Genomic DNA, 24,424 nt, shown 5'->3' with positions numbered 1-24,424 from the left:
CGAATCCGGTGTCGAAGCCAGTGTCGGCAGCGTCGAATTCGAAGCCACGGATCCAGCTCAAAGATCAGCAAGCTGTCCAGCCGGCTGCGCGCCTCAGCGGGGAATCCCTGCTCGAACTCCGGCGCAGCAGCATCATGCACGTTGACATGGACGCCTTCTTTGTCTCGGTGGAGTTGCGCAGCCGTCCCGAGCTGAAGGGCAGGCCGGTGATTGTGGGCTATCCCGCGGACCGCTCTGTAGTGCTCTCCGCCTCCTACGAGGCCCGGGCCTTTGGCGTCAGATCGGCCATGCCCATGGTGGTTGCGGCACGCATGTGCCCACAGGCGGTCATCATCGAGCCCCGGCACAAGCTCTACTACGAAGTGTCCGGCCAGATCATGGAAATCTTTGGTTCCATCACCGATCTCGTCGAGCCGCTCAGCGTGGACGAGGCGTTCCTGGACGTCGGGGGAGCCATCCGCCGGCTCGGTCCGCCCCGTGAGATCGGCGAACTCATCCGGGCCCGCGTCGTCCGGGAATTGGGAATCACGGCGTCGGTGGGCATTGCCGCCAGCAAGTTTGTGGCCAAGATCGCCTCCACCCGGTGCAAGCCGGACGGGCTGCTGCTGATCACGCCAGAGGAAACTGTTCCGTACCTGCACAGCCTCCCCGTCAGTGCGCTGTGGGGAGTGGGCGGCAAGACCGTGGAAGTGCTCGCCCGGCGGGGCATCCGGACGGTGGCGGACGTCGCCGCCTCGCCGCTGCCCTCGCTGCGGAAACTGCTGGGTGCCTCGGGAGAGCACGTATACCGGCTCTCGTGGGGCATCGATCCGCGCCCGGTGACGCCGGCCCGGCTGGAAAAGAGCATTGGAGCCGAGGAGACATTCGCCACTGACACCGCGGATGACACCCTGCTGCACCGTGAACTGCTTCGCCTTTCACACCGGACGGCGGAACGCCTCCGCAGCGCCGGCCTGCATGCCCGCACCGTGGCGCTCAAGCTGCGCTACGCCGATTTTTCCACCATCACCCGCAGCCGCACCGTGAGCACACCGATCGACAGCGCCCAGCTCCTCTACGCGGTGGCCGTCCAGCTCCTGGAATCGGTGGGCGACCGGCCCATGACGGTCCGGCTCGTGGGCATCCGGGCCGAACAGCTCGAAGAGGCTGCCGACGCCCCTCTTCAGCTCAGTCTGGACCGCCGCGACGACAACTGGCGCGCCGCCGAACAGGCCCTCGACGCGGTCACCCGGAAATTCGGCAATAAGTCGGTTCTCCCGGCCCGGCTCCTGGATCCGGGGTCGCCCACGGACGAGCCCGGATAAGGATTTGGTGCGTCCGTCACGCCGCGGTCATCCGCGCACGCGACAGGGCCTTAAGACTGTCTTTCAGAACAGGCCGCGACAATCTATCCTTATTAATACCTAGGTTTAGGACAGCTGGGTCGTGCGGACGGCCCAGCCAGCTGAGGACCGGCACGGAACTTTTGAATTGCCCCTTTCACCAACGGCGGTGAATGGGAACCACTTCGGAAGCCCGGGCGTTAGGGGATTAGGGCAATGGCCACGTCACGCCCGGACGTTGGCGGATATGAGGAGGTCGTGATGCCGCTCTCGGAGCACGAACAGAAGTTGCTGGAGCAACTAGAGAAGCAGCTGCATGAGGACGACCCGAAGTTTGCAAACTCGATGGGATCGGTCCCAGGGCGATCTTGGTCCACCCGCCACCTCGTCATCGGTGTGCTCGCGACACTTGCGGGCGTGCTGTTGTTGTTAATCGGGGTTTCGATGCAAAACATCTTCGTTGGAGTCCTCGGCTTTGTGGTGATGGGCGCTGGTGTCTATTTCGCTACAATGCGCAGTTCCGCCGTCGGCAAGGCCAGGGCAGCTGGCGGCCGCAAGCAGGGCAAACCCCGGAGCTCGTTCATGAGCAACCTGGAGCAGCGCTGGGACGAGCGGCACGGGGGCGAATCCTGAACCGCTCCGTCACGGCCCCGTAGGCCCTCCACTTCCCGCCACCGGTTCGCCGGGGGACGGCGAAAGACCCGCTTCGGCGGGTCTTTCGCCATTTAAGGCGGCATTTTCCGGATGGTCGGGACCACCAAACAGCACAAAACGGGACACGCCGCCAAATTCCATCACGCCGGCGCCGGCCCCGCGGCGTCGATCGGCGACGGCGGCCGAGGCAAGCAGGCAAAATCGCTCCACTTTCCCCCACCAATCCCGTTTGCCTGCAAATGCAGGGAAGAAAGGGGATAAACATCCGCAGATTTGTCTAAACTTCCCGGGCGTGTCGTTGACTGTGGAGCGATGTGGAGTAATGTGGAGGGCGTAAGAGGGTAGTGGCAACACAGGGGACGTTGGGCTAACTAGAACAGACAGGCGGTGGGCCGTGTTTCTCGGCACACATTCGCCACGTCTGGACGAAAAAGGTCGAATTATCCTCCCCGCAAAGTTCCGCGAGGAACTTGCCAGCGGGCTGGTTCTCACAAGGGGCCAGGAACGTTGCATCTATGTCTTCAGTGAGGCGGAATTCGGCCGGGTTCACGAGCAGATGCGGGAGGCTCCAATTTCCTCCAAGCAAGCACGTGACTACATCCGTGTTTTCCTCTCTGGGGCCTCTGACGAGGTACCTGACAAGCAGGGGCGCGTGACGATTCCGCCGGCGCTCCGGGAATATGCAGGTCTTGGCCGGGAACTCGCCGTCATTGGCGCAGGATCCCGCGCGGAGATCTGGGACGCCCAGGCTTGGAGTGAGTACCTGGCCGAAAAGGAAACCGCCTTCTCGGAAACCGACGACGCCATCCCGGGGATTCTCTGAACCCCCACTGAACCACCAGCACACAACGTTCCTTGATCGAGATCTCCAGCCGCCCATCCGGTTGCTGTCCTGGCTCACTTCCCCGGAGTCAGGCCGGCGCAGGATAGGCGCGGATGGGGATCTGGACCAAGGAACGTTGCTTAAGAGCCACAACCAGCAACGCGGAACCAGCAAAGCGCAATGAACACGGTCAACGAAAGGACGAAGGCATGACGGATCCCGACCAGGCGAAGCCTACGTCCGAACGCCATGTACCGGTCCTCAAGGACCGGTGCATCAATTTGTTGGCCCCTGGATTCGAGGCAGCCCGGAGCCGCGGCGAAACCCCCGTGGTGATCGACGCGACCCTTGGCATGGGCGGCCACTCCGAGGCCCTCCTCCAGCGCTTTCCCGACCTTCACCTCATCGGCATCGACCGCGACGAGGAAGCCCTGGCTCTGGCGGGGGCGCGACTGGCTCCCTTCGCCAACCGGACCGACCTCGTTCACGCCGTCTACGACGAAATCCCGGACGTGCTCGCGGACCTGGGCTTCACCGAAGTCCACGGCGTGCTCATGGACCTCGGCGTTTCCTCCCTCCAGTTGGACGAACGGGAACGCGGCTTCGCGTACTCCTTCGACGCACCACTGGACATGCGGATGGACACCAGCCGCGGCCAGACGGCCGCCGACGTCGTCAATAACTACAGCGAAGAAGAACTCGTCCGGATTATCCGGAAATGGGGCGAAGAGAAATTCGCCGGGCGCATCGCGAACAGGATCGTGGCAGCGCGTGCCGAAAAGCCCTTCACGACCACCGGCGAGCTCGTCGAACAGATCCGCTCCGTGGTACCCGCCGGCGCCGCCAAATCCGGCGGCCACCCCGCCAAGCGCACCTTCCAGGCCCTCCGGATTGAGGTCAACGAGGAACTGGACGTCCTGGAGCGGGCCATCCCGGCAGCCATCGAGGCCATCGCCCTCGGCGGCCGCGTGGTGGTCATGTCCTACCACTCCCTGGAAGACAAGATCGTCAAGGGCTTCTTCCAGGCCGGATCGAAGTCCTCGGCCCCGCTCGGCTTCCCGGTCGAGCTCGAAGAGCACAAAGCCGAACTCAAAACCCTGACGAAGGGCACCGAGGTACCCACCGCCGCTGAAATCGCCGAAAACCCCCGCGCAGCTTCCGCCCGGCTGCGCGCCGTCGAACGCATCAAAGCCAGGAGAGCAGCATGAGCACCGCAGCCGTCAACAGCTACCCCGTTGCCCAGGGCGCCACTGCCCGTGCCCTGCCAGGCGGCCGCCCGGGAATTGAGCAGACCCGGAAGGCACGCACTCCGCTGTCCGTGGTCCGCTCGGTGCCCCGCAAGCGCCGCGCACCGTTCGTGGTCCTCTGCTTCGGCCTCCTGGCCATTGCCCTCATGGCTGTCCTGGTCCTGAACATCTCCGTTTCCTCCGCCCAGTACCAGCTGGTCCAGCTCCGCAGTGAACAGACCACCCTGACCAAGCAGAACCAGGACCTCACCCAGCAGGTCCAAAATTTCGACGCCCCGCAGAACCTCGCGGCCAGGGCCACGGAGTTAGGCATGGTGGCTTCCCTCGCCAAGGGCCAGATCGACCTTTCGACCCTCAGCGTCACCGGAAAGGCCAAGCCGGCGGTCAAGGGCGACGCGCCCGGTGCCGTTATCGCCGCGCCGGCCCTCGCCGGGGCGCTCAACGTCGTCCCGCCGGCCACGGAAAATGAACCGCTCGCCCAGCGCAAACCGGCAGAAACGGACACCGCGCCTGCGGCCGCAAAGCCCGCACCCGCGCCGGCCGCGGCGGCCCCCAAGACCCCTGCGGTGGAGCTCCACGGCGGATCGGTTCCGGCCCCAGCGCAGAAGACCCCCGGGCAGTAACGTTCACTGACCACCAGCAAGGCAAGCAGCAAGGACTCACCGTGGCGAAGAACTCCGGCAAGGCAAGCAAGGCGAAAGCCCCAAGCGCCACCCGGCGGCTCCGCTGGGGACTCGGCATCATGTTGACCCTCCTGCTGGTGGTCGGCGGCAAGCTGTTCATGGTCCAGGGGCTGGACGTTGGGGGCATGGCGGAAGCCGCGCTCAACAACCGGCTCACGCCCATAGTGCTGCCCGCCGAGCGCGGCAGCATCCTCGATTCGTCCGGCACGGTCCTGGCCAGCAGCGTCATCCGCTACAACGTGGTGGTGGACCAGACCGTGAACACCAAGACGGACACCTTCCGCCGGCTCGAAACCATCGACGGCAAGGAAGAGCTCGTCAAGGTCACCCGGGACCAGGGCATCTCCGAACTGGCCGGCGTGCTCGGCATGGACCGCGACGCCCTGCGCCAGGCCCTGACCGGAACCCAGCGGTACTACATCGTGGCCAAGGACCTGAAGCCCGACGTCGAGGACCGCGTCTCCAAGCTGCAGATTCCGGGCATTGTCACCGAAGGCACCAGCAAGCGCGTCTACCCCAACGGGTCGGTGGCCGGCGGAATTGTCGGGTTCCTCAAGGACGGCACTACCGGGCAGGCGGGGCTCGAGCAGACCCAGGACGAGATCCTCAAGGGAACGCCGGGCAAGCGCGTGTTCGAGATCGGCGCGGACGGGCTGCGGATCCCGGTCGGCGTGGACGAGCTGACGCCGGCGATCAACGGCAAGGACATCAAGCTCACGCTGAACTCGGACCTGCAATATTTTTCCCAGCAGGCCATCCAAAGCCAGAAGGACAAGCTCGGCGCCGAATGGGGCGTGATCGTCGTCTCTGACGTCAAGACCGGCAACATCATCGCGATGGCGGACACCGACGCCCCGGATCCCAATGATCCCGGCAAGGTTCCCGCCGAGGACCGCGGAGTCCGGGCCGTTACCGCCTCCTACGAGCCAGGGTCCGTGGAGAAAATGATCACCGCCGCTGCCGCGATCCAGGAGGGCAAGTCCAGCCCGCTGGATACCTTCACCATTCCACCGACATACACCGTGGACGGGCAGACCTTCAGCGACGCGTTCGAGCACGGCACCGAGCAACGGACACTGGCCGGAATCGTCGGCTACTCCATGAATACCGGCACGGTCATGGTGGGGCAACGCCTGAGCAAGGACCAGCGCTACAACTGGCTGCGGAAATTCGGCATCGGCGAGGCCCCCGACATCGGACTCCCGGCCGAATCCAAGGGCATCCTGACCCCCGCCGACCAATGGGACGGCCGCCAGCAATACACCGTCCTCTTCGGCCAGGGCGTCGCCCAGTCCACCCTCCAGACCGTCCGCGCCTACCAGAGCATCGCCAACGACGGCGTGATGCTCCAGCCGCGGCTGATCGACAGCTACATCAGCCCGGACGGAACCGAGGAGAAAGTCCCGGCCAAGGACCCGCAGCAGGTCGTTTCCAAGGAGACCGCCAAGCAGGTCCGCGACATCCTCGAGAGCGCCGTCACCGAGGGCGAGATCAAGGAAGCGGCGATCGACGGATACAGGGTAGGCGCCAAGACAGGCACGTCCGAGTCCCCATGCGATGACGGCAAATCCGGATTTTGCGGCTACACCGCTTCGATCATCGGAATGGCGCCCATGGACGATCCGCGGTTTATTGTTGAGGTGGTCCTGCAACGGCCCAAGGGAAGCATCTACGGAATCACCAACGGACCGGTGTTCCGTTCGGTGATGAGCCAGACGCTGCGCACTTTCAACGTCCAGCCCTCCACCGGCGAACCCGCCCGGTTGCCGCAGTACGCGAAATAGCGCCTGATCCATCCGGCGCCCGGCAGTCACCAGCCGGCGCCACCCCAAGTGCCTTTGCACCCGAGCACGCCTTCGTACGTGCCCCCATTGCATGGGCCCGATCCACTAGCACCACAACGGAGATCCACTTGTCAGAGCTCACCGACCCCGATGCTTCCGTGCCGTCCGGCCACGATTCCACGCCGGGCTTCCGGCCCACTGCGGTTGCCGCGGTGCCGCTGGCCGCCATCGGCGAGGCAATCGGCGTCGCCGTTCCCGGGGCATCCAGCACTGTCACGGTCACCGGGATCTCCCTGAACTCGCGCTCAGTCCGCCCGGGAGACCTTTACGTGGCCCTGCCCGGCGCCACCAGGCACGGTGCCGACTTTGCCTCCCAGGCCATCGATGCGGGCGCCGTAGCCGTCCTGACAGACGACGCCGGGGCGCGCCTGCTGGCCTTGGCCAATGACATCCCCGTCCCCGTCCTGTTGGCCGAGGAGCCGCGCAGCGTCGTCGGCCGGCTCTCCGCACTGATCTACCAGAGCCGGCCCGACGGCGCCGGGGCGCCCGCGCTCTTCGGGGTCACAGGCACCAACGGCAAGACCACCACCACCTACTTCATCAACGCCCTTCTGCAGGCGCTCGGCAAACGGACCGGGCTGATCGGGACCATCGAGATCCTTGCTGGCGCCGAGCCGATCCCGAGCCTGCTGACCACCCCGGAATCCACCGACGTGCACGCCCTGCTCGCGCTCATGCGCGAACGCGGGCTCGATGCCGCCTCCATGGAGGTCTCCTCCCACGCCGTGTCCTTCCACCGCGTGGACGCCGTGGTGTTCGACGTCGCCGGGTTCACGAACCTCACCCAGGACCACCTGGACCTGCACGGGACCATGGAGGAATACTTCCAGACCAAGGCCCGGCTGTTCACGCCCGAACGCGCCCGTGCCGCCGTGGTGACCGTCGATGATGCCTGGGGCCGGAAGCTCGCGGCCGCCGCCGAAATCCCGGTCACAACGCTCGCCACGGCCGGGCAGCCCGGCACCGGGACCGGAGACGCCGGTCAGGCCGCCGACTGGATCGTGGCCACAACAACCCCGCGGGGACTCGGCTCGGACTTCGTGCTCCGGCACCGCGACGGCGCCGAGCTGCGCGTCCACACCGGCCTGCCGGGAAGCTTCAATGTGGCCAACGCCGCGCTGGCCACGGTGATGGTGCTTGCCGGAGGCCATGAGCCTGCCGCCGTGCAGGCCGCCCTCGACGCCGCAGACCCCTTCACCGTCGCCGTGCCCGGCCGCATGCAGCTGGTTTCCACGGCCCCGGCGGCCGTGGTGGACTTCGCGCACAACCCCGACGCCCTGGAACGCGCCCTCGAGGCTGTCCGGTCACCGGAACCCGGGTCCAAGGTGATCGTCGTTTTCGGCGCCACCGGGCAGCGTGACCAGGGCAAGCGCCCCGCTATGGGGGCCATCGCCGCCCGGCTCGCGGACACCGTGATCATCAGCGACGACGACCCCCACGACGAGGACGCGGCAGCCATCCGCGCCGACGTCCTTGCCGGGGCCCTGGCGGCCAGGGACGAGGAAGGCCTGGACTGCACGGTCCTGGAGGTTTTCCCGCGCGACGCCGCCATCCTGAAGGCCGTTGAGCTCGCCGGAGCAGCGGACACCATCCTGGTGGCCGGGCGGGGCCACGAGGTGTGGCAGGAGGTCAAGGGAGTCAACCTGGCACTGGATGACCGGGTGGAACTCCGGAACGCCTTGACAGCACGGGGATTCACCGTTCTCGAAGACCACCGGATAGAGTCCTAAACCGAGATGATTGCACTTACAGCGGCGGAAATCGCCGACATAACCAACGGCCGGCTTGCCGCGGAACCGGGAATTACGCCCGCCTCCGTGGTGACCGACTCCCGCGAGGCCACGGCGGGTTCCCTCTATGTGGCCAAACCGGGGGAGAACGCCGACGGCCACGACTTCGTGGGCGCCGCCTTTGACCGGGGAGCCGTCCTGGCACTCGTGGAGCGCGAGGTGGCCGACGCCGCCGGAACGAACTACCCCGCCGTCGTCGTTGAGGACGCTGTCCTCGCCATGGGCGCGCTGGCCGCCGAAGCCGTCCGCCGGATCCGGGCACACCGCGAGGCTGCCGGCGCCGCGTTCACGGTGATCGGCATTACCGGCTCCGCCGGCAAGACCACCACGAAGGACCTTCTGGCCGGCATCTTCGCTGCCGCCGACACCGAAGGCTCCACGGTAGCGCCCCAGGGGTCCTACAACGGGGAGATCGGCGTCCCGCTCACCGTCTTCAAAGCCGACTTCGACACCCGCTACCTCGTCATCGAGATGGGCGCCACGGGCATTGGCCACATCCGGTACCTTGCGGACATGGTGAAGCCGGAGATCGGCGTCGTCCTCGGCGTCGGCACCGCCCATGCCGGAGAATTCGGCGGCGTCGAGAACATCGCCGTCGCCAAGGGCGAACTTGTGGAGGCCCTCCCGGCCTCCGGCACCGCCGTGCTCAACCTGGACGACGCCCGCGTCGCCGCGATGGCCACCAGGACCGGCGCCCGCGTGCTCGGCTACACCTCCCGCCCGGCCGTCAACGGCCAGGACAGCAACGCCCGGACCGACCTGGTCCGCGCCGTTGACGTGGACCTGAACGCCGAGGGCCACCCTGAATTTGAGCTTCACCTGCCCGGCGGCGAGACCGTTCACGGGACCGCCACCCGGGGGACAACACAGCATCACGTCGCCGCCAAGCTGATCGGCGCCCATCACATCGCCAACCTCCTCGCGGCGGCGGCGGCGGCACATGCTGCCGGCATCCCCGGCGCGCAGATCGCGGCCTCGCTCAGCGCGCAGACCGCCGCCAGCCGCTGGCGGATGGAGCGCACGGAGCGTCCCGACGGCGTGACGGTCATCAACGATGCCTACAATGCCAACCCGGAATCCATGCGGGCCGCACTGCGGACGCTGGCCGAGCTGGGCCGCGGCCGCCGGACCTGGGCCGTCCTGGGCGCCATGCTGGAGCTTGGTCCGGATTCGATCCGTGAGCACATGGCCGTCGGTACCCAGGTGGTCCGGCTCAACATCTCCCGCCTCGTGGTGGTGGGCCGGGAAGCCCGGTCCCTGTATGTCTCCGCCGTCAATGAGGGCTCCTGGGGCGACGAATGTGTTTTCGCCGAGACCGCGGACGAGGCCTTCGAGCTGCTCCAGGCCGAGCTCCAGCCCGGCGACCTGGTCCTGTTCAAGTCATCGAACGGCATCGGGCTGCGCCATCTGGGGGATCGGATAGCATTACCCCCACAAGCCCCCCAAGACTCTCCCGAGCGACCTGCTGAGGGAATTGCCGCAACAGCCACCGAAGGGAGTGCACAGCTGTGATTGCACTACTGATGGGCGCTGGAATGGCCCTGTTCCTCGCGTTCGTGGGCACGCCACTTTTCATCCGGTTCCTGGTCCGCAAGGGCTACGGACAATTCATCCGCGATGACGGACCCACCTCGCACCACACCAAGCGCGGCACGCCCACCATGGGCGGCACCGTGGTGGTCCTGGCGGTCCTTGTCAGCTACGGGCTCACGCACCTGATTATGTGGATGATGAATCCGCATTCCCCGGGACCGAGCGCCTCCGGACTCCTCCTGCTGTTCCTCATGGTGGGTATGGGGCTGGTGGGATTCCTGGACGACTTCATCAAGATCTCCAAGCAGCGCAGCCTGGGCCTGGATGCCAAGGCAAAACTGGTTCTCCAGGGCGCCGTCGGCATCATTTTCGCCGTGCTGGCGCTCAACTTCCCCAACGCCGCCGGCCTGACGCCCGCGTCCACCCAGATCTCGCTGGTGCGCGATATCCCGTGGCTCAACCTGGCCTTCGCCGGAACCGTGCTCGGCGCGATCCTGTTCGTGCTGTGGTCCAACCTGATCGTCACGGCCGCGACCAACGGCGTGAACCTCACTGACGGCCTCGACGGCCTCGCGGCCGGCGCCTCCGTCATGGTCTTCGGGGCCTACACGCTCATGGGCATCTGGCAGAGCAACCAGGCCTGCGGGTCCCCGCGGCAGGCCGGCAGCGGCTGCTACTCGGTCCGCGACCCCCTGGACCTGGCCCTGCTGGCAGCCATCCTGAGCGCGGCGATGGTCGGGTTCCTGTGGTGGAATACCTCGCCCGCGAAGATCTTCATGGGCGACACGGGATCGCTGGCCATCGGCGGCGCCGTCGCCGCCTTCGCCATCCTGTCCCGCACCGAACTGCTGCTGGCCTTCATCGGCGGCCTCTTCGTGCTCATCACGCTTTCCGTCATCATCCAGGTGGGCTACTTCAAACTCACCAAGGGCAAGCGGTTCTTCAAGATGGCACCGCTGCAGCACCACTTCGAACTCAAGGGCTGGGCCGAAGTCACGGTGGTGGTCCGGTTCTGGATCCTGTGCGGATTGTTCGTCGCCGCCGGCCTGGGCGTCTTCTACGCCGAATGGGTGGTGCTCCTGTGACCGGACCTATCCCCTCCCCGCTCTCCACCTCGCCCCGGCTGCAGGACCTCACCACATGGGACTCCGACTGGTCCGGCCTGCGCGTCGTGGTCACCGGCATCGGCGTCTCTGGCTTCGCCGCCGCCGACACCCTCATTGAACTCGGTGCCCGCGTGGTGGTGGTTGACGCCGCCACCAGCGCCAAGGCACTCGCCCAGGCGGACACGCTCCGGATCGTCGGCGCGGCGGACGTCCTGCTGGGCGAAGAAGCAGTGGAGTCCGTTCCGAAGGTCGACGGCCACAAGCCAGACCTGGTGGTAACGTCCCCCGGCTGGCGGCCGGACCAGGCCTTGCTCGCCGCAGCCGCGCGGGCCCACATTCCTGTGTGGGGCGACGTCGAGCTCGCCTGGCGGGTGCGCGAACGCAAGGGCCGCAAGACCGCCGACTGGCTGACCATTACCGGCACCAACGGCAAGACCACCACGGTGGGCCTGACCGAATCCATGCTGCAGGCCGCCGGGCTCAAAGCCATCGCGGTCGGCAACGTCGGGACCCCGATCCTGGACGCCCTCCGCGACCCCGTGGAGTACGACGCCTTCGCGGTGGAACTCTCGAGTTTCCAGCTGCACTGGAGCCACACGGTCTCACCGGTGGCCAGCGTGTGCCTGAACGTCGCTGAGGACCACGTGGACTGGCATGGTTCCTACGCCTCCTACCTGGCCGACAAGGCCAAGGTCTACGCGAACACGCAGAAGGCCTGCATCTATAACGCGGAGCAGATCGAGACCGAACGCATGGTCGAGGACGCGGACGTCGTGGAAGGCTGCCGGGCCGTGGGCTTCACCACGCTGACGCCGGCCATCAGCATGCTCGGCGTCGTGGAAGGACTGCTCGTGGACCGCGCGTTCATCGCCGAACGCAAGAACAGCGCGGCCGAACTCGCCTCGATTGCCGACCTTGGGTCGGCGGCTCCGCGCCACATGGTGGCGAACGCGCTGGCTGCGGCCGCCCTGGTCCGGGCCTACGGCCTGGAGGCGTCGGCAGTCCGCCAGGGCCTGCTGAACTACCTCCCGGGAGACCATCGGATCCAGCCCGTGGCCCGGCACGAGGGTGTCCTCTGGGTCAACGATTCCAAGGCGACCAACCCGCATGCCGCCGCCGCCTCTCTGTCGGCGTTCCAGAACGTGGTGTGGATCGCCGGCGGCCTGTCCAAGGGTGTGAATTACGACTCCCTGATCCGGGAACAGGGCAGCCGGCTCAAGGCCGTGGTGCTGATCGGCACGGACTCCAGTGACCTGCAGGCCGCGCTGAAGCGACACGCGCCGGATGTCCCCGTGATCGGGGCGGCCAAGGGCGAGACTGAAGACGTGCAGACTGCCGGAACGGCCAAAGCCGCCGCAGGCCCCTCGCCAATTTTCGGCGAGACTGTGATGGCCCAGGCCGTTGCCTCGGCGGCGCAGGTGGCCGCCTCCGGGGACACTGTGCTGCTGGCTCCGGCGGCTGCTTCCATGGATCAGTTCTCTTCCTATGCTCACCGTGGCGACGCCTTCATCGAAGCTGTCCGCGAGCTCGTGGAAGGGCAGGCTCAGACCAGCGAGGAGTAACAATGGTCAGCACGCCCACACGTACGACGGCGGTCCGCGCCGGAGGCGGGGCCACCAGTGGCGGTGCCGCCGGCGCCAAGTCCGCCGGGGGCAGAACACCGCCGTCGGCGCGCCGGCCCACTGTGACGCCCGCGGCACGGGTGCGTGCCTGGATGCGGGGATTCTGGTCCGCGCTGGAAGGCACCGGCAAGTCCCGCAACGGATCCACGTACTACCTGATCCTTGGCTCCACCCTGGCCCTGACGGCGATCGGCATCATGATGGTCCTCTCCGCCTCCAGCGTGGAAGCCATCGCCGCGGGGGAGTCGCCCTACTCCGCGGCCCTCAAACAGGGTGGCTTTGCCGCGCTCGGCGTCTTCGCCATGTTTGTCCTCTCCCGCGTCAACGTCGTCTGGCTCAGGCGCTTCGCCTGGCCCATCATTTTCCTGGCCGTTGCGCTGCTGGGCCTGGTCCTCCTTGTCGGGCGCAGCGCCCTGGGCAACCAGAACTGGATCGACGTCGGCCCCTTCACCTTCCAGCCCTCCGAGGCCGCCAAACTTGCCCTCGCACTGTGGATGGCCACGGTGCTGGACCGCAAGGCGAAGCTACTCCAGGAGTGGCGCCACGCGCTGATTCCGGTCGTGTTCCCTGGAGCCGCCGCCGTCCTGGGCCTCATCCTCGCCGGAAACGACCTCGGCACGGCCATGATTGTGATGATCATCGTGGCCGCCGGACTGTTCTTCGCCGGCGTCCGGCTCTCCTTCTTCGGCATATCCGGGGCGATACTGGCCATTGGCGCGACCGTCCTCGCCGTCACGAGCCCGAACCGGATGTGCCGCATCCTGTCCTGGACCGGCCAGACCTGTGCCGATGGCTCCGACCTGAACTACCAGTCCACCAACGGCCTTTATGGCCTGGCGTCCGGCGGCTGGTTTGGCGTGGGACTGGGCCAGAGCCGGCAAAAGTACAGCTGGATCCCCGAAGCCCACAACGACTTCATCTTCGCGATCATCGGTGAAGAACTCGGACTGGTCGGGACGCTGGTCGTCCTGATCCTCTTCGCTATCCTCGGCACCGCCATCTACCGCGTTGTCGTGGCGCAGCACGATGTCTTCCACCGCGTCCTGGCCGGCGCCATCATGGTCTGGCTCCTGGGCCAGGCAAGCGTCAACATGGCCGTGGTGACCGGGCTGGCACCGGTGATCGGCGTCCCGTTGCCCTTCATCTCCTACGGCGGCTCGGCCCTGCTGATGTCGCTGTGCGCGATCGGCGTGGTCTTGTCCCTGGCCCGGGCCCAGATGGACCCGGCGATGCAGCCGAAGAAGATGTTCCGGTTCGGGCCCGCCGCGTTCRCGAATTCCGTGCGGAGGACCCGCGCTGCCCGGGCGGCCGCCAAGGCATCCAGCCAGTCCGCCGACCGCGCCGCACCGAAGGGATCAGCTTCGAAGGGTGCCGCCCCAAAGGCAACCGGCAAGGGCGCTGCCCCGAACCCGGCCCGGAACCCCGCCGGCAATCCGTCCAAAAACGCACCAGCCAAAAGCACACCAAGCAAAAACCCCGCACAAAAAAACCCCGCCAAGAGCCGTACGAAAGCGTAAACAGCCCTTCATGAACACCGAATCGCCTTTGTCCGTGGTCCTTGCCGGTGGCGGAACCGCCGGTCATATCAGCCCGCTGCTGGCCATTGCCGGCGCCCTTCGCCAGTCCCTCCCCGCAGTGCAGCTCCTGGCTGTCGGGACCCCCGGGGGGATGGAAGCGCGCCTGGTTCCGGCGGCCGGCCTGGAGCTGGCCACCATCAGCCGGGTGCCGCTCCCGCGCAAGCCCTCCACGGACCTGCTCCGGCTTCCCGGCCGGATGGTCGGTGCGGTGAAGCAGGCAGGGTCCATCCTGGATGCGGCAGGAGCCGACGTCCTTGTCGGAGTGGGCGGCTACGTATGCACGCCGATGTACCTCGCGGCCCGGCGCCGGAAAATCCCGATCGTGGTCCACGAGGCCAACACCCGCCCCGGCCTGGCCAACCGCGTAGGCGCCCGGCTCGGCGCGCACGTGGCCGTCGCCTTCGCCGCGACCAAACTTGGACGCGCCCGGCACGTGGGCATGCCGATGCGCCCCGAGATTTCCGGCCTTGACCGCGCGGCCGCCCGCGCCGGCGCACGGCAGGCGCTCGGACTGGACCCGGACAAGCCAACGCTGATTGTCACCGGCGGATCCTCTGGCGCCCAGAGCATCAACCGGTCCCTCGCCGCGGCCGTAGGAGCCCTCGCCGAGGCGGGCGTGCAGACGCTGCACATCACCGGCCGCGGCAAGTCCGTGCACGACGCCGCCGGCAAGCCCCTCGCCGCGCCAGGCTACCGGCAGGTGGAGTACGTGGACGGCATGGAGACCGTCTACGCCGCAGCGGACCTGCTGCTGGCCCGGGCCGGTGCCGCCACCGTCTGCGAGGTGGCCGCCGTCGGCGTGCCCGCCGTCTTTGTCCCCCTCCCCATCGGCAACGGCGAGCAGGCGCTGAACGCCGCCGGACTTGTCGACGCAGGCGGGGCCCTGATCATCGACGACAAGGCCTTCTCCGCCGACTGGATCCGCGGGAACATCATTCCGCTCCTGCTGGACACGGACAGGCTGGCCCGGATGGCGGCCAGCTCCGAACAGCTCGGCATCCGCAACGCGGACCGGCGCATGGCCGATCTCATCCTCGAAGTCGCGGCCCCGAAGCAACACCGACACAGCAGCGCCCCACCCAGGACGGCAGGAAGCAGTAGAGCCATGACCCAGCCCCAACACGGCACGCGATCCCTGGAGTCCCTGGGCCGCATTCACTTCATCGGCATCGGCGGCGTCGGCATGTCCGCCGTCGCCCGCATCATGGTGGCCCGCGGCATCCCGGTCAGCGGCTCCGACGCCAAGGACCTGCCCGTCATGGCGGACCTCGCAGCCGCCGGCGCCCGGATCGCCGTGGGCTATGGACCGGACAACCTGGGCGACGCCCAGACCGTGGTCGCCGGCTCCGCCATCCGGCCCGACAACCCCGAGCTCGCAGCAGCACGCGCCGCTGGGCTCCCGGTGCTGCACCGCTCCGAGGCGCTGGCCGCCACGATGGCGGAGGACACGGTGGTGGCAGTCGCCGGAACCCACGGCAAGTCCACCACGACGTCGATGATCACCGTGTTACTCCAGGGCGCCGGACTGGACCCGTCCTTCGCCATCGGAGCGAACGTCCCGGCCCTGGGCGTCAACGCGGCGCACGGCGCGTCCGGGATCTTCATCGCGGAGGCTGACGAGTCCGACGGCTCCTTCCTGAACTACCGCCCCTCGATCGCCGTCGTGACCAACGTCGAGCCGGACCACCTGGACTTCTACGGCACCGCCGACGCCGTCTACGCCTCCTTCGACAGCTTCACGGCACTGCTCCCGGCGGACGGTGTCCTGGTGGCCTGCGCAGACGACCCCGGAGCGAGGGCCCTCGCCGAACGCACACGCGCCCGCGGCAACACCCGCGTGGTCCTCTACGGGACGGCGGCCGACGCCGACATCCGGCTGCACGACGCCGGACCCGGCCAGCTGGGGATCTCGACGGCGGCGGGCACGTTCGGCGTCGAACTCCAGGTTCCCGGCCGGCACAACGCGCTCAATGCCGCCGCGGCCTTCGCGGTGGCGCTCGAACTCGGCGTCGCGCCGGACACCGCTGCGGGGGCACTGGCCCACTTCTCCGGCGCCTCGCGCCGATTCGAGTTCAAGGGGGAGGGGCGCGGCGTCCGCGTCTATGACGACTATGCGCACCACCCCACGGAAGTCCGCGCTGCCTTGTCCGCGGCCCGGGCGGTCGCCGGGCAGCACAAGGTGCACGTACTCTTCCAGCCCCACCTGTTCTCCCGGACCCGCGAATTCGCCCGCGAGTTCGCCGAGGCCCTCAACACGGCGGACACGGCACTGGTCCTGGATATCTACCCTGCCCGGGAAGATCCCATCCCCGGCGTCACCAGCGGGCTGATCGCCGAACACCTGGGCTCCGGCGGCAGCCTCGTCGGACCCGGCGGGGAAGCCGTACAGGCGCTGCTGGCGGCCGCCGGACCGGGGGACATCGTGCTCACCGCCGGCGCCGGCGACGTCACCGCCTACGGGCCGCTGATCGTCGACGCCCTGACGGTCGAGGCCGCCGGTGCCTAGCACCCGGCGCCCCACTTACCGGGGCGGCGCCAACGCCTCCGGCTCCAACGCCCCTGGTTCCAACGCCTCTGGGGGAGGTTCCCGGCCGCCGTCCGGCGGAACAGGCACGGACGTCATTTCGGCGTCCAAGAACGCCGCAGACCCGGCGGGCGGCACCGCGCAGCATCCGCAGCACCCACACAGCACGCCGAGCCCTCTGGAGAACGTCGCCGGCAAGGTGCTGACCTTCCCCGAGCCCAAGGGCAAGCGCCGCAGACGCATCGTGCTCAGCACCATAGGCATTGTGGCCGTGCTGATGGCGGGGATCGTCGCGGCTGCCGTCTACTCGCCCGTGCTGGCCCTGCGAACCGTCTCCGTGGCCGGCACCAAGCTGCTCAACCCGGATCAGGTGCAGGCCGCCCTCGCGCCCCTTCAGGGAAAACCCCTCCCGCAGGTCAGCGAGGAGGAGGTCACGGCCCTGCTGAAGCCGCTGGTCCAGGTCAAGGACGTCACCGTGACGGCGCTGCCGCCCTCCACCCTGCAGGTGCGCGTCACCGAGCGTATTCCGGTGGCGCTGGTCAAGCAGGGCCAAACGTTCCAGCTCGTGGACGTCGACGGCGTCCAGCTCAGCACCACCACGGATGCCGCCGCGGTCGCGCTTCCGGTCATCGACGGCGGCAGCGGGACGCTTCCGAAGGACTTGTTCCAGGCCATCACCGCGGTGCTGGGAGCGCTGCCTGCGGATGTGCTGGCGCGGCTCTCCAATGCCTCCGCCGCCTCCGCCGACGCCGTCGAGCTCAAACTCGTCGACGGGCAGACGATCGTCTGGGGCAACGCGGGGGAGAAGGAGCTCAAGGCGCGCGTCCTTTCGGCCCTCCTGAAGGTCCCGGCCGACCCCAAGAACCCCGTGAAGGTCTACGATGTCAGCGTGCCCCGGCACCCTGTCACGCGTTAGCCGGCCTTCAGCGGCCCAAGGCGCTACTTACAGGGGCTATTTGCCGGTATTCGCGCGACACGCCCCGCCGGTTATTGAATGTCCCCGGCATAGGAAATACCGTCACAGACATGAGTTACTTGACATAACTATAACCTTCAAGTCGAAGGTTAAGGTTTCCAGCTTCAAGCAGGACTCGATATGTTTTCGCATTAGTACACGAACAAGGGACACGTAACGTGGCAGCTCCGCAGAATTACTTGGCCGTCATCAAGGTCGTCGGCATCGGCGGCGGTGGCGTGAACGCAGTCAAYCGCATGATCGAGGTCGGTCTTCGCGGCGTCGAATTCATCGCCATCAACACCGACGCCCAGGCGTTGCTGATGAGCGATGCCGACGTCAAACTCGACGTCGGGCGTGAGCTGACCCGTGGTCTCGGTGCTGGCGCGAACCCCGAGGTCGGCAGGCAGGCTGCGGAAGACCACGCCGATGAAATCGAAGAGGTTATCCGGGGCGCAGACATGGTCTTCGTCACCGCCGGTGAAGGTGGCGGAACCGGTACCGGCGGCGCCCCCGTCGTGGCCCGCATTGCCCGTTCCCTTGGCGCCCTGACCATCGGCGTCGTAACGCGTCCGTTCACCTTCGAAGGCCGCCGCCGGGCCGGCTCCGCCGAGGCAGGCATCGACGCCCTGCGCGACGAAGTCGACACCCTGATCGTGATCCCGAACGACCGCCTGCTCTCCATCAGCGACCGCAACGTCTCGGTCCTGGACGCGTTCCGCTCCGCCGACCAGGTCCTGCTCTCCGGCGTCCAGGGCATCACGGACCTCATCACGACCCCCGGCCTGATCAACCTGGACTTCGCCGACGTCAAGTCCGTCATGCAGGGTGCTGGTTCCGCGCTGATGGGCATCGGTTCTGCCCGCGGCGAGGACCGTGCCGTCAAGGCTGCGGAGCTGGCCATTGCCTCCCCGCTGCTGGAAGCATCGATCGACGGCGCCCACGGCGTCCTGCTGTCCATCCAGGGCGGCTCGGACCTGGGCCTGTTCGAAATCAACGAGGCAGCCCGCCTTGTCCAGGAAGTCGCCCACCCGGAGGCGAACATCATCTTCGGCGCCGTGATCGATGACGCCCTTGGTGACGAGGCCCGCGTCACCGTTATCGCCGCCGGCTTCGACGACGTCAAGGCCACCTCGCCGTCCATGGACCAGTCCCTGCCGGCCGYGCCGCAGCGCCCTGCGACTGCAGCTCCCGCTCCGGCGCAGGCTCCCGCCTCCGCCCCCGTCCAGCCGCTGCACGCCACGGTCGGTGCCGCCGGCTACGGCGGCTGGGGCCAGCAGCGCCCGTCCGCAGTACCGGCCGACTCTGGCTTCGACGTCGACCTGCCTGCCGTCGTGGAGCCGGACCTCTCCGGCCGGCACTCCGATGACCTGGATGTCCCGGACTTCCTCAAGTAAACCGTTCCGCTTCAGCATGGCACCGCCGTCCGGCGGTGCCATGCTGCTTTGCGGCGGGTTACGGTGGATTGTATGAACGAAAGAATTCCCGGACATGTTGATGGCGGTGTTGTGATTGTTTTGCTGGCGGGCTGAAGTCCGGCCGGGCGTGTGGGTGGCTTTCACCGACACCCGAGCCGGGAACCTTGCACTGCATGTTGGCGACGACCCCGCGGCTGTCCACCAACGCCGTGCGGAACTCGAAGCGGCCGCCGGTCTTGGCGGACGGAGGTTCCGCTACATGAACCAGGTCCACGGCAACGATGTCGCCACCGTCGGCAGCTCGACGGCGACGTTGGACCCTGCAACCTTGGAAACGGTGCCTCTGGACTCGGCGCCTCTGGACTTGACGGCCCTGGACACGGCGGGTGCGGCTCCGGCTGCCCCCACGGCCGATGCCATGGTCACCCGGACCGAGCCGCTGGCCGTCCTGGTGGCGGACTGTGTGCCGGTGGTGCTGGTCGGTGAGGACCTTGCCGGGGACCCTGTCCTCGGCGTCGTGCACGCCGGACGGCCCGGTGTGGCCAACGCAGTGGTGCCGGCCGCGGTCGCCCGCCTGCGGGAGCTTGGCGCGGACCGCATCAGCGCCTGGGTGGGGCCCTCAGTCTGCGGCCGATGCTACGAGGTCCCCGAAGGGCTGCGCGCCGACGTCGCCGCGGCCGTGCCCGCAGCGTGGTGCACGACCTCCACCGGCACCCCCGGGCTGGACCTGCCGGCAGGGGTCCGGAGCCAGTTGGAAGCAGCGGGCGTCGAAGTCGAATACTCCGGGGGCTGCACCCTCGAGGACGAGACCCTGTTCTCCTACCGCCGCAACAGCCACACCGGCCGCTTCGCCGGGTTGGCGTGGACGGACCCGACGCACGCGGATCTGGCGCATGGCGATGACTGAGCCGGTAACGGGACCAGGCCACCGGCAGGATGCACTGGAAGGCCCCCGGCTGACCCAGCTGGAGGCGAACCTCGCGGCCGTCCGGCGCAGGATCGACGCCGCGGTGGCCGCCGCCGGCCGGCAGGGGCCACCGCCACGCCTGATTGTCGTCACCAAATTTCACCCTGCGAAGGACATCCGGCGGCTGGCGTCGCTGGGCGTCGCCGACGTCGGGGAAAACCGGGACCAGGAGGCGGCGGAGAAAGCAGCCCAGCTCGAGGACCTCGGCCTGAGCTGGCACTTCATCGGCCAGCTCCAAAGCAAGAAGGCCAAGTCCGTGGTGAAGTACGCGCAGTCCGTGCATTCGGTGGACCGCGCTGCACTGGCTGTCGCACTCGCCAAGGCGATGGAGGCCGAAACGGAACGCACCGGGCGCCCGCCCCTGGATTGCTTCATCCAGGTCAGCCTGGACGAGGACGCCGGGGCGCACCGCGGAGGCGCGGCTCCCGGCGAGGTTCCCGCGCTGGCCGAAGAGCTGGCAGCGGCCCCCGGCTTGCGGCTCGCGGGCGTCATGGCCGTTGCCCCCCTCGGCGCGGATCCGGCGGCCGCCTTCGAGAAGCTGGCCGCCATTTCCGGGCGGCTTACAGAACAGTTTCCGCACGCCACGGGGATATCCGCCGGTATGAGCCAGGACCTCGAAGAGGCCGTCCGGTTCGGGGCGACACACCTGCGCATTGGCTCCGATATTCTCGGTCCGCGTCCGGCGCTGCGGTAAGTTCAAAGTATTGGAAGGTAATGGCGGGGATTCCAAGGCTGTCTAGTCATTAAGCGGCCCGCTTACGGACAAGATTAGGAGTCGACCATGGCTGGCGCTCTGCGCAAGACAATGATCTATCTTGGGCTCGCCGACGGCGACGAACATTACGAGTCTGAGCACCCCACACCGCACAAGGATGAGGACGAATCCATGGAGCACGACCGCGAGGAACGACGTGCGCCGGCGCCCGTCCGCGAGGTCCCCCGGGAAGAGCCTCAAGCCGCTGAAGAGGAATATCGCGCACCTGTGACACCCATCAAGCGTGCGGCATCGAGCCGCGAAGAGACCACCGGACTGCGGCAGATCACCACCATCCACCCGCGGTCCTACAACGACGCCAAACTCATCGGCGAAAGCTTCCGCGACGGCATCCCCGTCATTATGAACGTCACCGACATGGGCGAGGCTGACGCCAAGCGCCTCGTGGACTTCTCCGCCGGACTTGTTTTCGGGCTCCGCGGCAGCATCGAACGGGTGACGAACAAGGTGTTCCTGCTCTCGCCGTCGTACATCGAGGTCATTGGCGATGACAAGAAGGCCAGCGAGACACAGGCAAGTTTCTTCAACCAAAGCTAGGCCCGAATATTCGGTACGGATGCCAGGCAGGGAGACCTGCCTGGCATCAGTGCGGAATTATCCGTGTTGAAATAGAAGTGACACTTTCCTTAGGACACTTCGGTATCCGGAATGAACATGGAGATATGAGTTAGCTCATGGGAATTGTTTTCGGGCTCGTCTATATCGCTCTGTTGCTTTTTTTCGTGGCATTGATCATCCGCCTGGTCTTCGACTGGGTGCAGATGTTTGCCCGAAGCTGGCGGCCGCGCGGGATGGCACTCGTGGCCGCCCATGCTGTGTATTCGGTCACGGACAAGCCCCTCAAGCTGCTCCGCCGGCTCATCCCGCCGCTGCGTCTCGGCGGAATCTCATTGGACATCGGCTTCCTGCTGCTGTTCGTGGCCGTCAGCGTGGCGATGTGGATCGTCAAGGGCCTGGTGTACGCCCAGCCGATCGCAGCATAAGCCGCCGCCGCACAGCAGTCGACCTGGGCCGACGCCCAAACTGCTAGAAAACTCCGGTTTGACACTGCGGTGTTGAATTAGAGGAACCAGACCATATTTAGGTACCGTAGTTTTGACGGCCGGAAGGCCTACTGACTAACTAGACCAACGAGGTGACCAGATGGCTTTGACGCCAGAAGACGTTGTCAACAAGCGCTTTCAGCCGACCAAGTTCCGCGAAGGCTACGACCAGGACGAGGTTGACGACTTCCTGGACGAGATCGTCGTCGAACTTCGGCGCCTGAACCAGGAGAACGACGAGCTGCGCAAGAAGCTCGCCGAATCCGGCGCCGGCACGCCTGCCAGTTCCGCAGCCGCCGCACCCGTGGTGGAAAAGGTCCCGGCGCCCGTCAAGGCCGAGAAGGAAGACACCGCCAAGGCAGAAGCCGAGGCCAAGGCAAAGGCGGCGGCAGAAGCCGCCAAGAAGAAGGAAGCCGAGCAGGCCGCCAAGGCTGCCCAGGCTGCCCAGGCAGTCGAACCGGCACGCAACGCTGCCACCCCGGCCTCCGAGTCCGCCGCAGGCCTGCTCGCCATGGCGCAGCAGATGCACGACAAGCACGTCGCCGACGGCGAGCAGCAGCGCGACAAGATCATCGCCGAAGCCCAGATCGAGGCCAGCAGCCTGGTCAACGATGCGCAGGAGAAGTCCCGCAAGATCCTCGGTGCCCTCGAGCAGCAGCGCTCCGTCCTGGAACGCAAGGTCGAGCAGCTGCGCGGCTTCGAACGTGACTACCGCTCGCGCCTGAAGGCTTACATCGAAGGCCAGCTCCGTGACCTGGATGCCCGCGGCTCCGTCGCGGCCCCCGAGGTTGGCGAAGCCAGCTAGGGCAAAAACCAAGTATTCTGAAAGCCGGTGGCTGGGGACTCCTCTGCCGCCGGCTTTTCATTTTCCCGCATCTTGTTGTTCCCCCACTGCGCCGCCACCGGGTCCGCCGGCCGGCACCAGCCGGGCACCCCACCCCAGTCTCAGCACTGGCTCCCGAACGAAAGCCCTATGACTGACGCACCATCACCAGAGCCCATGCTGCCCGTCGAGGCGGCACAGCCTGTGCACACCCGGCCGCGCCGGGCAAAGCTGTTTGTCCTGTTCGCCGGCTTCGCCGTGTTCGCCTACGTGTTCGACCAGCTGACCAAGCTCTGGGTCACAAGCACCATGACCGAGGGTGAACGGATTCCCGTCTTTCCGCCGCTGCTGCACTGGTTCTACATCCGCAACTCCGGCGCCGCGTTCTCGATCGGCGAGAACGTCACGTGGGTGTTCACAATCATCATGGCGGCCGTGTCCGTCGCGATCCTGCTGCAGCTGCGCAAGCTTGGCTCGCTCTGGTGGGCGCTGGCGCTCGGGCTGCTGCTCGGCGGCGCACTCGGCAACCTGACGGACCGTCTCTTCCGCGAGCCGGCCTTCGCGATGGGCCACGTGGTGGACTTCATCCAGTTTCCGAACTTCGCGATCTTCAACATCGCCGACTCGGCGGTGGTCTCCGCCGTCGTGATCATCTGCCTGCTCACGCTCCGCGGAATCTCCCTGGACGGCTCGCGCCACACGAAGGATACGGTGGCCAAAGATGTCTGAACCTGCAGATCTCGCCGGGGAGCCCGGCGCCGCACCTGCCGGACCCCGGCGCTTCACCGTCCCGGAAGACCTGGCGGGCGCCCGCGTGGACGCGGGCCTGGCCAGGCTGATGGACATCTCCCGCTCCCAGGCAGCCACCCTGATCGCCGAGGGCAACGTCACCAGCAATGCCAAGCCGGTGGGCAAATCGCTCAAGCTCGCCCCCGGCACCGTGCTCGACGTCGTTGTGCCGGACCGCAGGGACCCCCTGGAAATCGTGGAGGAAGTAGTGGACGACCTGTTGATCCTGCTGGACGATGACGAATTTGTCGTCATCGACAAACCGGTCGGCGTGGCAGCCCATCCCTCACCCGGCTGGGTGGGCCCCACCGTGGTCGGCGGCCTCGCCGGTCTCGGTTACCGGATCTCGACCTCGGGCGCCCCCGAGCGCGCCGGCATCGTCCACCGGCTCGACGTCGGAACCTCCGGCGTCATGGTGGTCGCCAAGACCGAAAACGCCTACACCGTGCTGAAGCGGGCCTTCAAGGAACGCACCGTGGACAAGGTCTACCACGCCGTCGTCCAGGGCCTTCCCGATCCGCTGGCGGGCACCATCGACGCGCCCATCGGCCGCCACCCGGGCCACGACTGGCGGTTCGCCGTGATCGAGGACGGCCGGGATTCGGTGACGCACTACGAGGTCCTGGAAGCCTTCGGGAAGGCCTCCCTGGTCGAGGTGCACCTCGAAACCGGCCGCACCCACCAGATCCGCGTGCACTTTTCCGCCCTCCGGCACCCCTGCGCCGGTGACCTGACCTACGGCGCGGACCCGCGGCTGGCCGCCACCCTGGGACTGACCCGGCAGTGGCTGCACGCCCGGGAACTGTCCTTCGACCACCCGCGGACGGGGGAGCGGGTGACCGTCACGAGCGAGTACCCGCAGGACCTGAAGTATGCGCTCGAGGTCCTGGAGTCAGGGAACGCCTGAGCCGTTGCACGCCGCCGTCGCG

General features: G+C 67.2%; 21 protein-coding genes and 1 pseudogene. All 22 read left to right on the top strand.

Features of this window, described 5'->3' with window-relative positions; genetic code table 11:
- The first annotated feature begins 134 nt into the window (after window positions 1-134).
- The 22 genes and pseudogenes from dinB (at window position 135) to AB4089_RS16530 (ending at window position 24,402) form a co-directional block, all read left to right on the top strand.
- Window positions 135-1,304, top strand: coding sequence for a DNA polymerase IV (dinB, locus tag AB4089_RS16635; protein WP_441410376.1), 1,170 nt, complete (start codon window positions 135-137; stop codon window positions 1,302-1,304).
- A 279-nt stretch (window positions 1,305-1,583) separates the two neighbouring features.
- On the top strand, window positions 1,584-1,955 hold the full coding sequence (locus AB4089_RS16630; protein WP_441410375.1) for a DUF3040 domain-containing protein: 372 nt from the start codon (window positions 1,584-1,586) through the stop codon (window positions 1,953-1,955).
- A 415-nt stretch (window positions 1,956-2,370) separates the two neighbouring features.
- Entirely contained in the window at window positions 2,371-2,799 is a 429-nt protein-coding gene (gene mraZ / locus AB4089_RS16625; protein WP_090956633.1) for a division/cell wall cluster transcriptional repressor MraZ, read from the top strand.
- A gap of 209 nt (window positions 2,800-3,008) precedes the next feature.
- A complete protein-coding gene (gene rsmH, locus AB4089_RS16620) occupies window positions 3,009-4,007 on the top strand; it encodes a 16S rRNA (cytosine(1402)-N(4))-methyltransferase RsmH (protein WP_091564374.1) in 999 nt (332 codons plus the stop codon).
- Window positions 4,004-4,669 (top strand): hypothetical protein, encoded by a 666-nt coding sequence (locus AB4089_RS16615; RefSeq protein WP_441410374.1) that lies wholly within the window; start codon window positions 4,004-4,006, stop codon window positions 4,667-4,669. The genes rsmH and AB4089_RS16615 overlap by 4 nt, the downstream gene beginning before the upstream one ends.
- Before the next feature lie 41 nt (window positions 4,670-4,710).
- Window positions 4,711-6,513: a peptidoglycan D,D-transpeptidase FtsI family protein gene (locus AB4089_RS16610; RefSeq protein WP_441410373.1), complete on the top strand. Its 1,803-nt coding sequence runs from the start codon at window positions 4,711-4,713 to the stop codon at window positions 6,511-6,513.
- Between the two features lie 128 nt (window positions 6,514-6,641).
- Window positions 6,642-8,303, top strand: coding sequence for a UDP-N-acetylmuramoyl-L-alanyl-D-glutamate--2,6-diaminopimelate ligase (locus AB4089_RS16605; protein ID WP_441410372.1), 1,662 nt, complete (start codon window positions 6,642-6,644; stop codon window positions 8,301-8,303).
- A 6-nt stretch (window positions 8,304-8,309) separates the two neighbouring features.
- Window positions 8,310-9,875: a UDP-N-acetylmuramoyl-tripeptide--D-alanyl-D-alanine ligase gene (locus AB4089_RS16600; RefSeq protein WP_441410371.1), complete on the top strand. Its 1,566-nt coding sequence runs from the start codon at window positions 8,310-8,312 to the stop codon at window positions 9,873-9,875.
- Window positions 9,872-10,981, top strand: coding sequence for a phospho-N-acetylmuramoyl-pentapeptide-transferase (mraY, locus tag AB4089_RS16595; protein WP_441410370.1), 1,110 nt, complete (start codon window positions 9,872-9,874; stop codon window positions 10,979-10,981). Before AB4089_RS16600 ends, mraY begins: the two co-directional genes overlap by 4 nt.
- Window positions 10,963-12,564, top strand: coding sequence for a UDP-N-acetylmuramoyl-L-alanine--D-glutamate ligase (gene murD, locus AB4089_RS16590; protein WP_441410369.1), 1,602 nt, complete (start codon window positions 10,963-10,965; stop codon window positions 12,562-12,564). The genes mraY and murD overlap by 19 nt, the downstream gene beginning before the upstream one ends.
- A gap of 2 nt (window positions 12,565-12,566) precedes the next feature.
- Window positions 12,567-14,141: a putative lipid II flippase FtsW gene (gene ftsW / locus AB4089_RS16585; protein WP_441410368.1), complete on the top strand. Its 1,575-nt coding sequence runs from the start codon at window positions 12,567-12,569 to the stop codon at window positions 14,139-14,141.
- 10 nt (window positions 14,142-14,151) lie between these two features.
- Window positions 14,152-15,249 (top strand): annotated as a pseudogene (gene murG / locus AB4089_RS16580) (undecaprenyldiphospho-muramoylpentapeptide beta-N-acetylglucosaminyltransferase); the annotation flags it as partial.
- Window positions 15,250-15,306: 57 nt separating this feature from the next.
- The gene (gene murC / locus AB4089_RS16575) at window positions 15,307-16,707 is read left to right on the top strand and encodes a UDP-N-acetylmuramate--L-alanine ligase (protein WP_441410426.1); all 1,401 of its coding nucleotides are present in this window, start codon (window positions 15,307-15,309) and stop codon (window positions 16,705-16,707) included.
- Window positions 16,700-17,641, top strand: coding sequence for a cell division protein FtsQ/DivIB (locus tag AB4089_RS16570; protein ID WP_441410367.1), 942 nt, complete (start codon window positions 16,700-16,702; stop codon window positions 17,639-17,641). The genes murC and AB4089_RS16570 overlap by 8 nt, the downstream gene beginning before the upstream one ends.
- 218 nt (window positions 17,642-17,859) lie before the next feature.
- Window positions 17,860-19,077, top strand: coding sequence for a cell division protein FtsZ (gene ftsZ / locus AB4089_RS16565; RefSeq protein WP_441410366.1), 1,218 nt, complete (start codon window positions 17,860-17,862; stop codon window positions 19,075-19,077).
- Window positions 19,078-19,192: 115 nt separating this feature from the next.
- Window positions 19,193-20,005, top strand: a complete 813-nt coding sequence (locus tag AB4089_RS16560; protein ID WP_441410365.1) for a laccase domain-containing protein — start codon at window positions 19,193-19,195, stop codon at window positions 20,003-20,005.
- Window positions 19,998-20,759, top strand: coding sequence for a YggS family pyridoxal phosphate-dependent enzyme (locus AB4089_RS16555; protein ID WP_441410425.1), 762 nt, complete (start codon window positions 19,998-20,000; stop codon window positions 20,757-20,759). The genes AB4089_RS16560 and AB4089_RS16555 overlap by 8 nt, the downstream gene beginning before the upstream one ends.
- Before the next feature lie 87 nt (window positions 20,760-20,846).
- The gene (locus AB4089_RS16550) at window positions 20,847-21,377 is read left to right on the top strand and encodes a cell division protein SepF (RefSeq protein ID WP_441410364.1); all 531 of its coding nucleotides are present in this window, start codon (window positions 20,847-20,849) and stop codon (window positions 21,375-21,377) included.
- Between the two features lie 137 nt (window positions 21,378-21,514).
- Window positions 21,515-21,823 (top strand): YggT family protein, encoded by a 309-nt coding sequence (locus tag AB4089_RS16545; protein WP_390202917.1) that lies wholly within the window; start codon window positions 21,515-21,517, stop codon window positions 21,821-21,823.
- 160 nt (window positions 21,824-21,983) lie between these two features.
- Window positions 21,984-22,688, top strand: a complete 705-nt coding sequence (locus tag AB4089_RS16540; RefSeq protein WP_390202918.1) for a DivIVA domain-containing protein — start codon at window positions 21,984-21,986, stop codon at window positions 22,686-22,688.
- A 168-nt stretch (window positions 22,689-22,856) separates the two neighbouring features.
- The gene (gene lspA / locus AB4089_RS16535) at window positions 22,857-23,435 is read left to right on the top strand and encodes a signal peptidase II (RefSeq protein WP_441410363.1); all 579 of its coding nucleotides are present in this window, start codon (window positions 22,857-22,859) and stop codon (window positions 23,433-23,435) included.
- The gene (locus AB4089_RS16530; protein ID WP_441410362.1) at window positions 23,428-24,402 is read left to right on the top strand and encodes an RluA family pseudouridine synthase; all 975 of its coding nucleotides are present in this window, start codon (window positions 23,428-23,430) and stop codon (window positions 24,400-24,402) included. Before lspA ends, AB4089_RS16530 begins: the two co-directional genes overlap by 8 nt.
- Window positions 24,403-24,424: the final 22 nt, after the last annotated feature.

The sequence above is a fragment of the Arthrobacter sp. 2MCAF15 genome (assembly GCF_052115605.1).
Lineage (GTDB): Bacteria > Actinomycetota > Actinomycetes > Actinomycetales > Micrococcaceae > Arthrobacter.
Note: the sequence above shows the minus strand (reverse complement) of the source record. Positions and strands in the feature narration are given on the sequence as shown.

Excerpts from the sequence above, each read along its gene's own strand:
- dinB (WP_441410376.1), top strand. The coding sequence starts at position 135 with ATGCACGTTGACATGGACGCCTTCTTTGTCTCGGTGGAGTTGCGCAGC.
- AB4089_RS16630 (WP_441410375.1), top strand. The coding sequence starts at position 1,584 with ATGCCGCTCTCGGAGCACGAACAGAAGTTGCTGGAGCAACTAGAGAAG.
- rsmH (WP_091564374.1), top strand. The coding sequence starts at position 3,009 with ATGACGGATCCCGACCAGGCGAAGCCTACGTCCGAACGCCATGTACCG.
- AB4089_RS16615 (WP_441410374.1), top strand. The coding sequence starts at position 4,004 with ATGAGCACCGCAGCCGTCAACAGCTACCCCGTTGCCCAGGGCGCCACT.
- AB4089_RS16600 (WP_441410371.1), top strand. The coding sequence starts at position 8,310 with ATGATTGCACTTACAGCGGCGGAAATCGCCGACATAACCAACGGCCGG.
- murD (WP_441410369.1), top strand. The coding sequence starts at position 10,963 with ATGGGTGGTGCTCCTGTGACCGGACCTATCCCCTCCCCGCTCTCCACC.
- murC (WP_441410426.1), top strand. The coding sequence starts at position 15,307 with ATGACCCAGCCCCAACACGGCACGCGATCCCTGGAGTCCCTGGGCCGC.
- AB4089_RS16555 (WP_441410425.1), top strand. The coding sequence starts at position 19,998 with ATGACTGAGCCGGTAACGGGACCAGGCCACCGGCAGGATGCACTGGAA.
- AB4089_RS16550 (WP_441410364.1), top strand. The coding sequence starts at position 20,847 with ATGGCTGGCGCTCTGCGCAAGACAATGATCTATCTTGGGCTCGCCGAC.
- AB4089_RS16545 (WP_390202917.1), top strand. The coding sequence starts at position 21,515 with ATGGGAATTGTTTTCGGGCTCGTCTATATCGCTCTGTTGCTTTTTTTC.
- AB4089_RS16540 (WP_390202918.1), top strand. The coding sequence starts at position 21,984 with ATGGCTTTGACGCCAGAAGACGTTGTCAACAAGCGCTTTCAGCCGACC.
- lspA (WP_441410363.1), top strand. The coding sequence starts at position 22,857 with ATGACTGACGCACCATCACCAGAGCCCATGCTGCCCGTCGAGGCGGCA.
- AB4089_RS16530 (WP_441410362.1), top strand. The coding sequence starts at position 23,428 with ATGTCTGAACCTGCAGATCTCGCCGGGGAGCCCGGCGCCGCACCTGCC.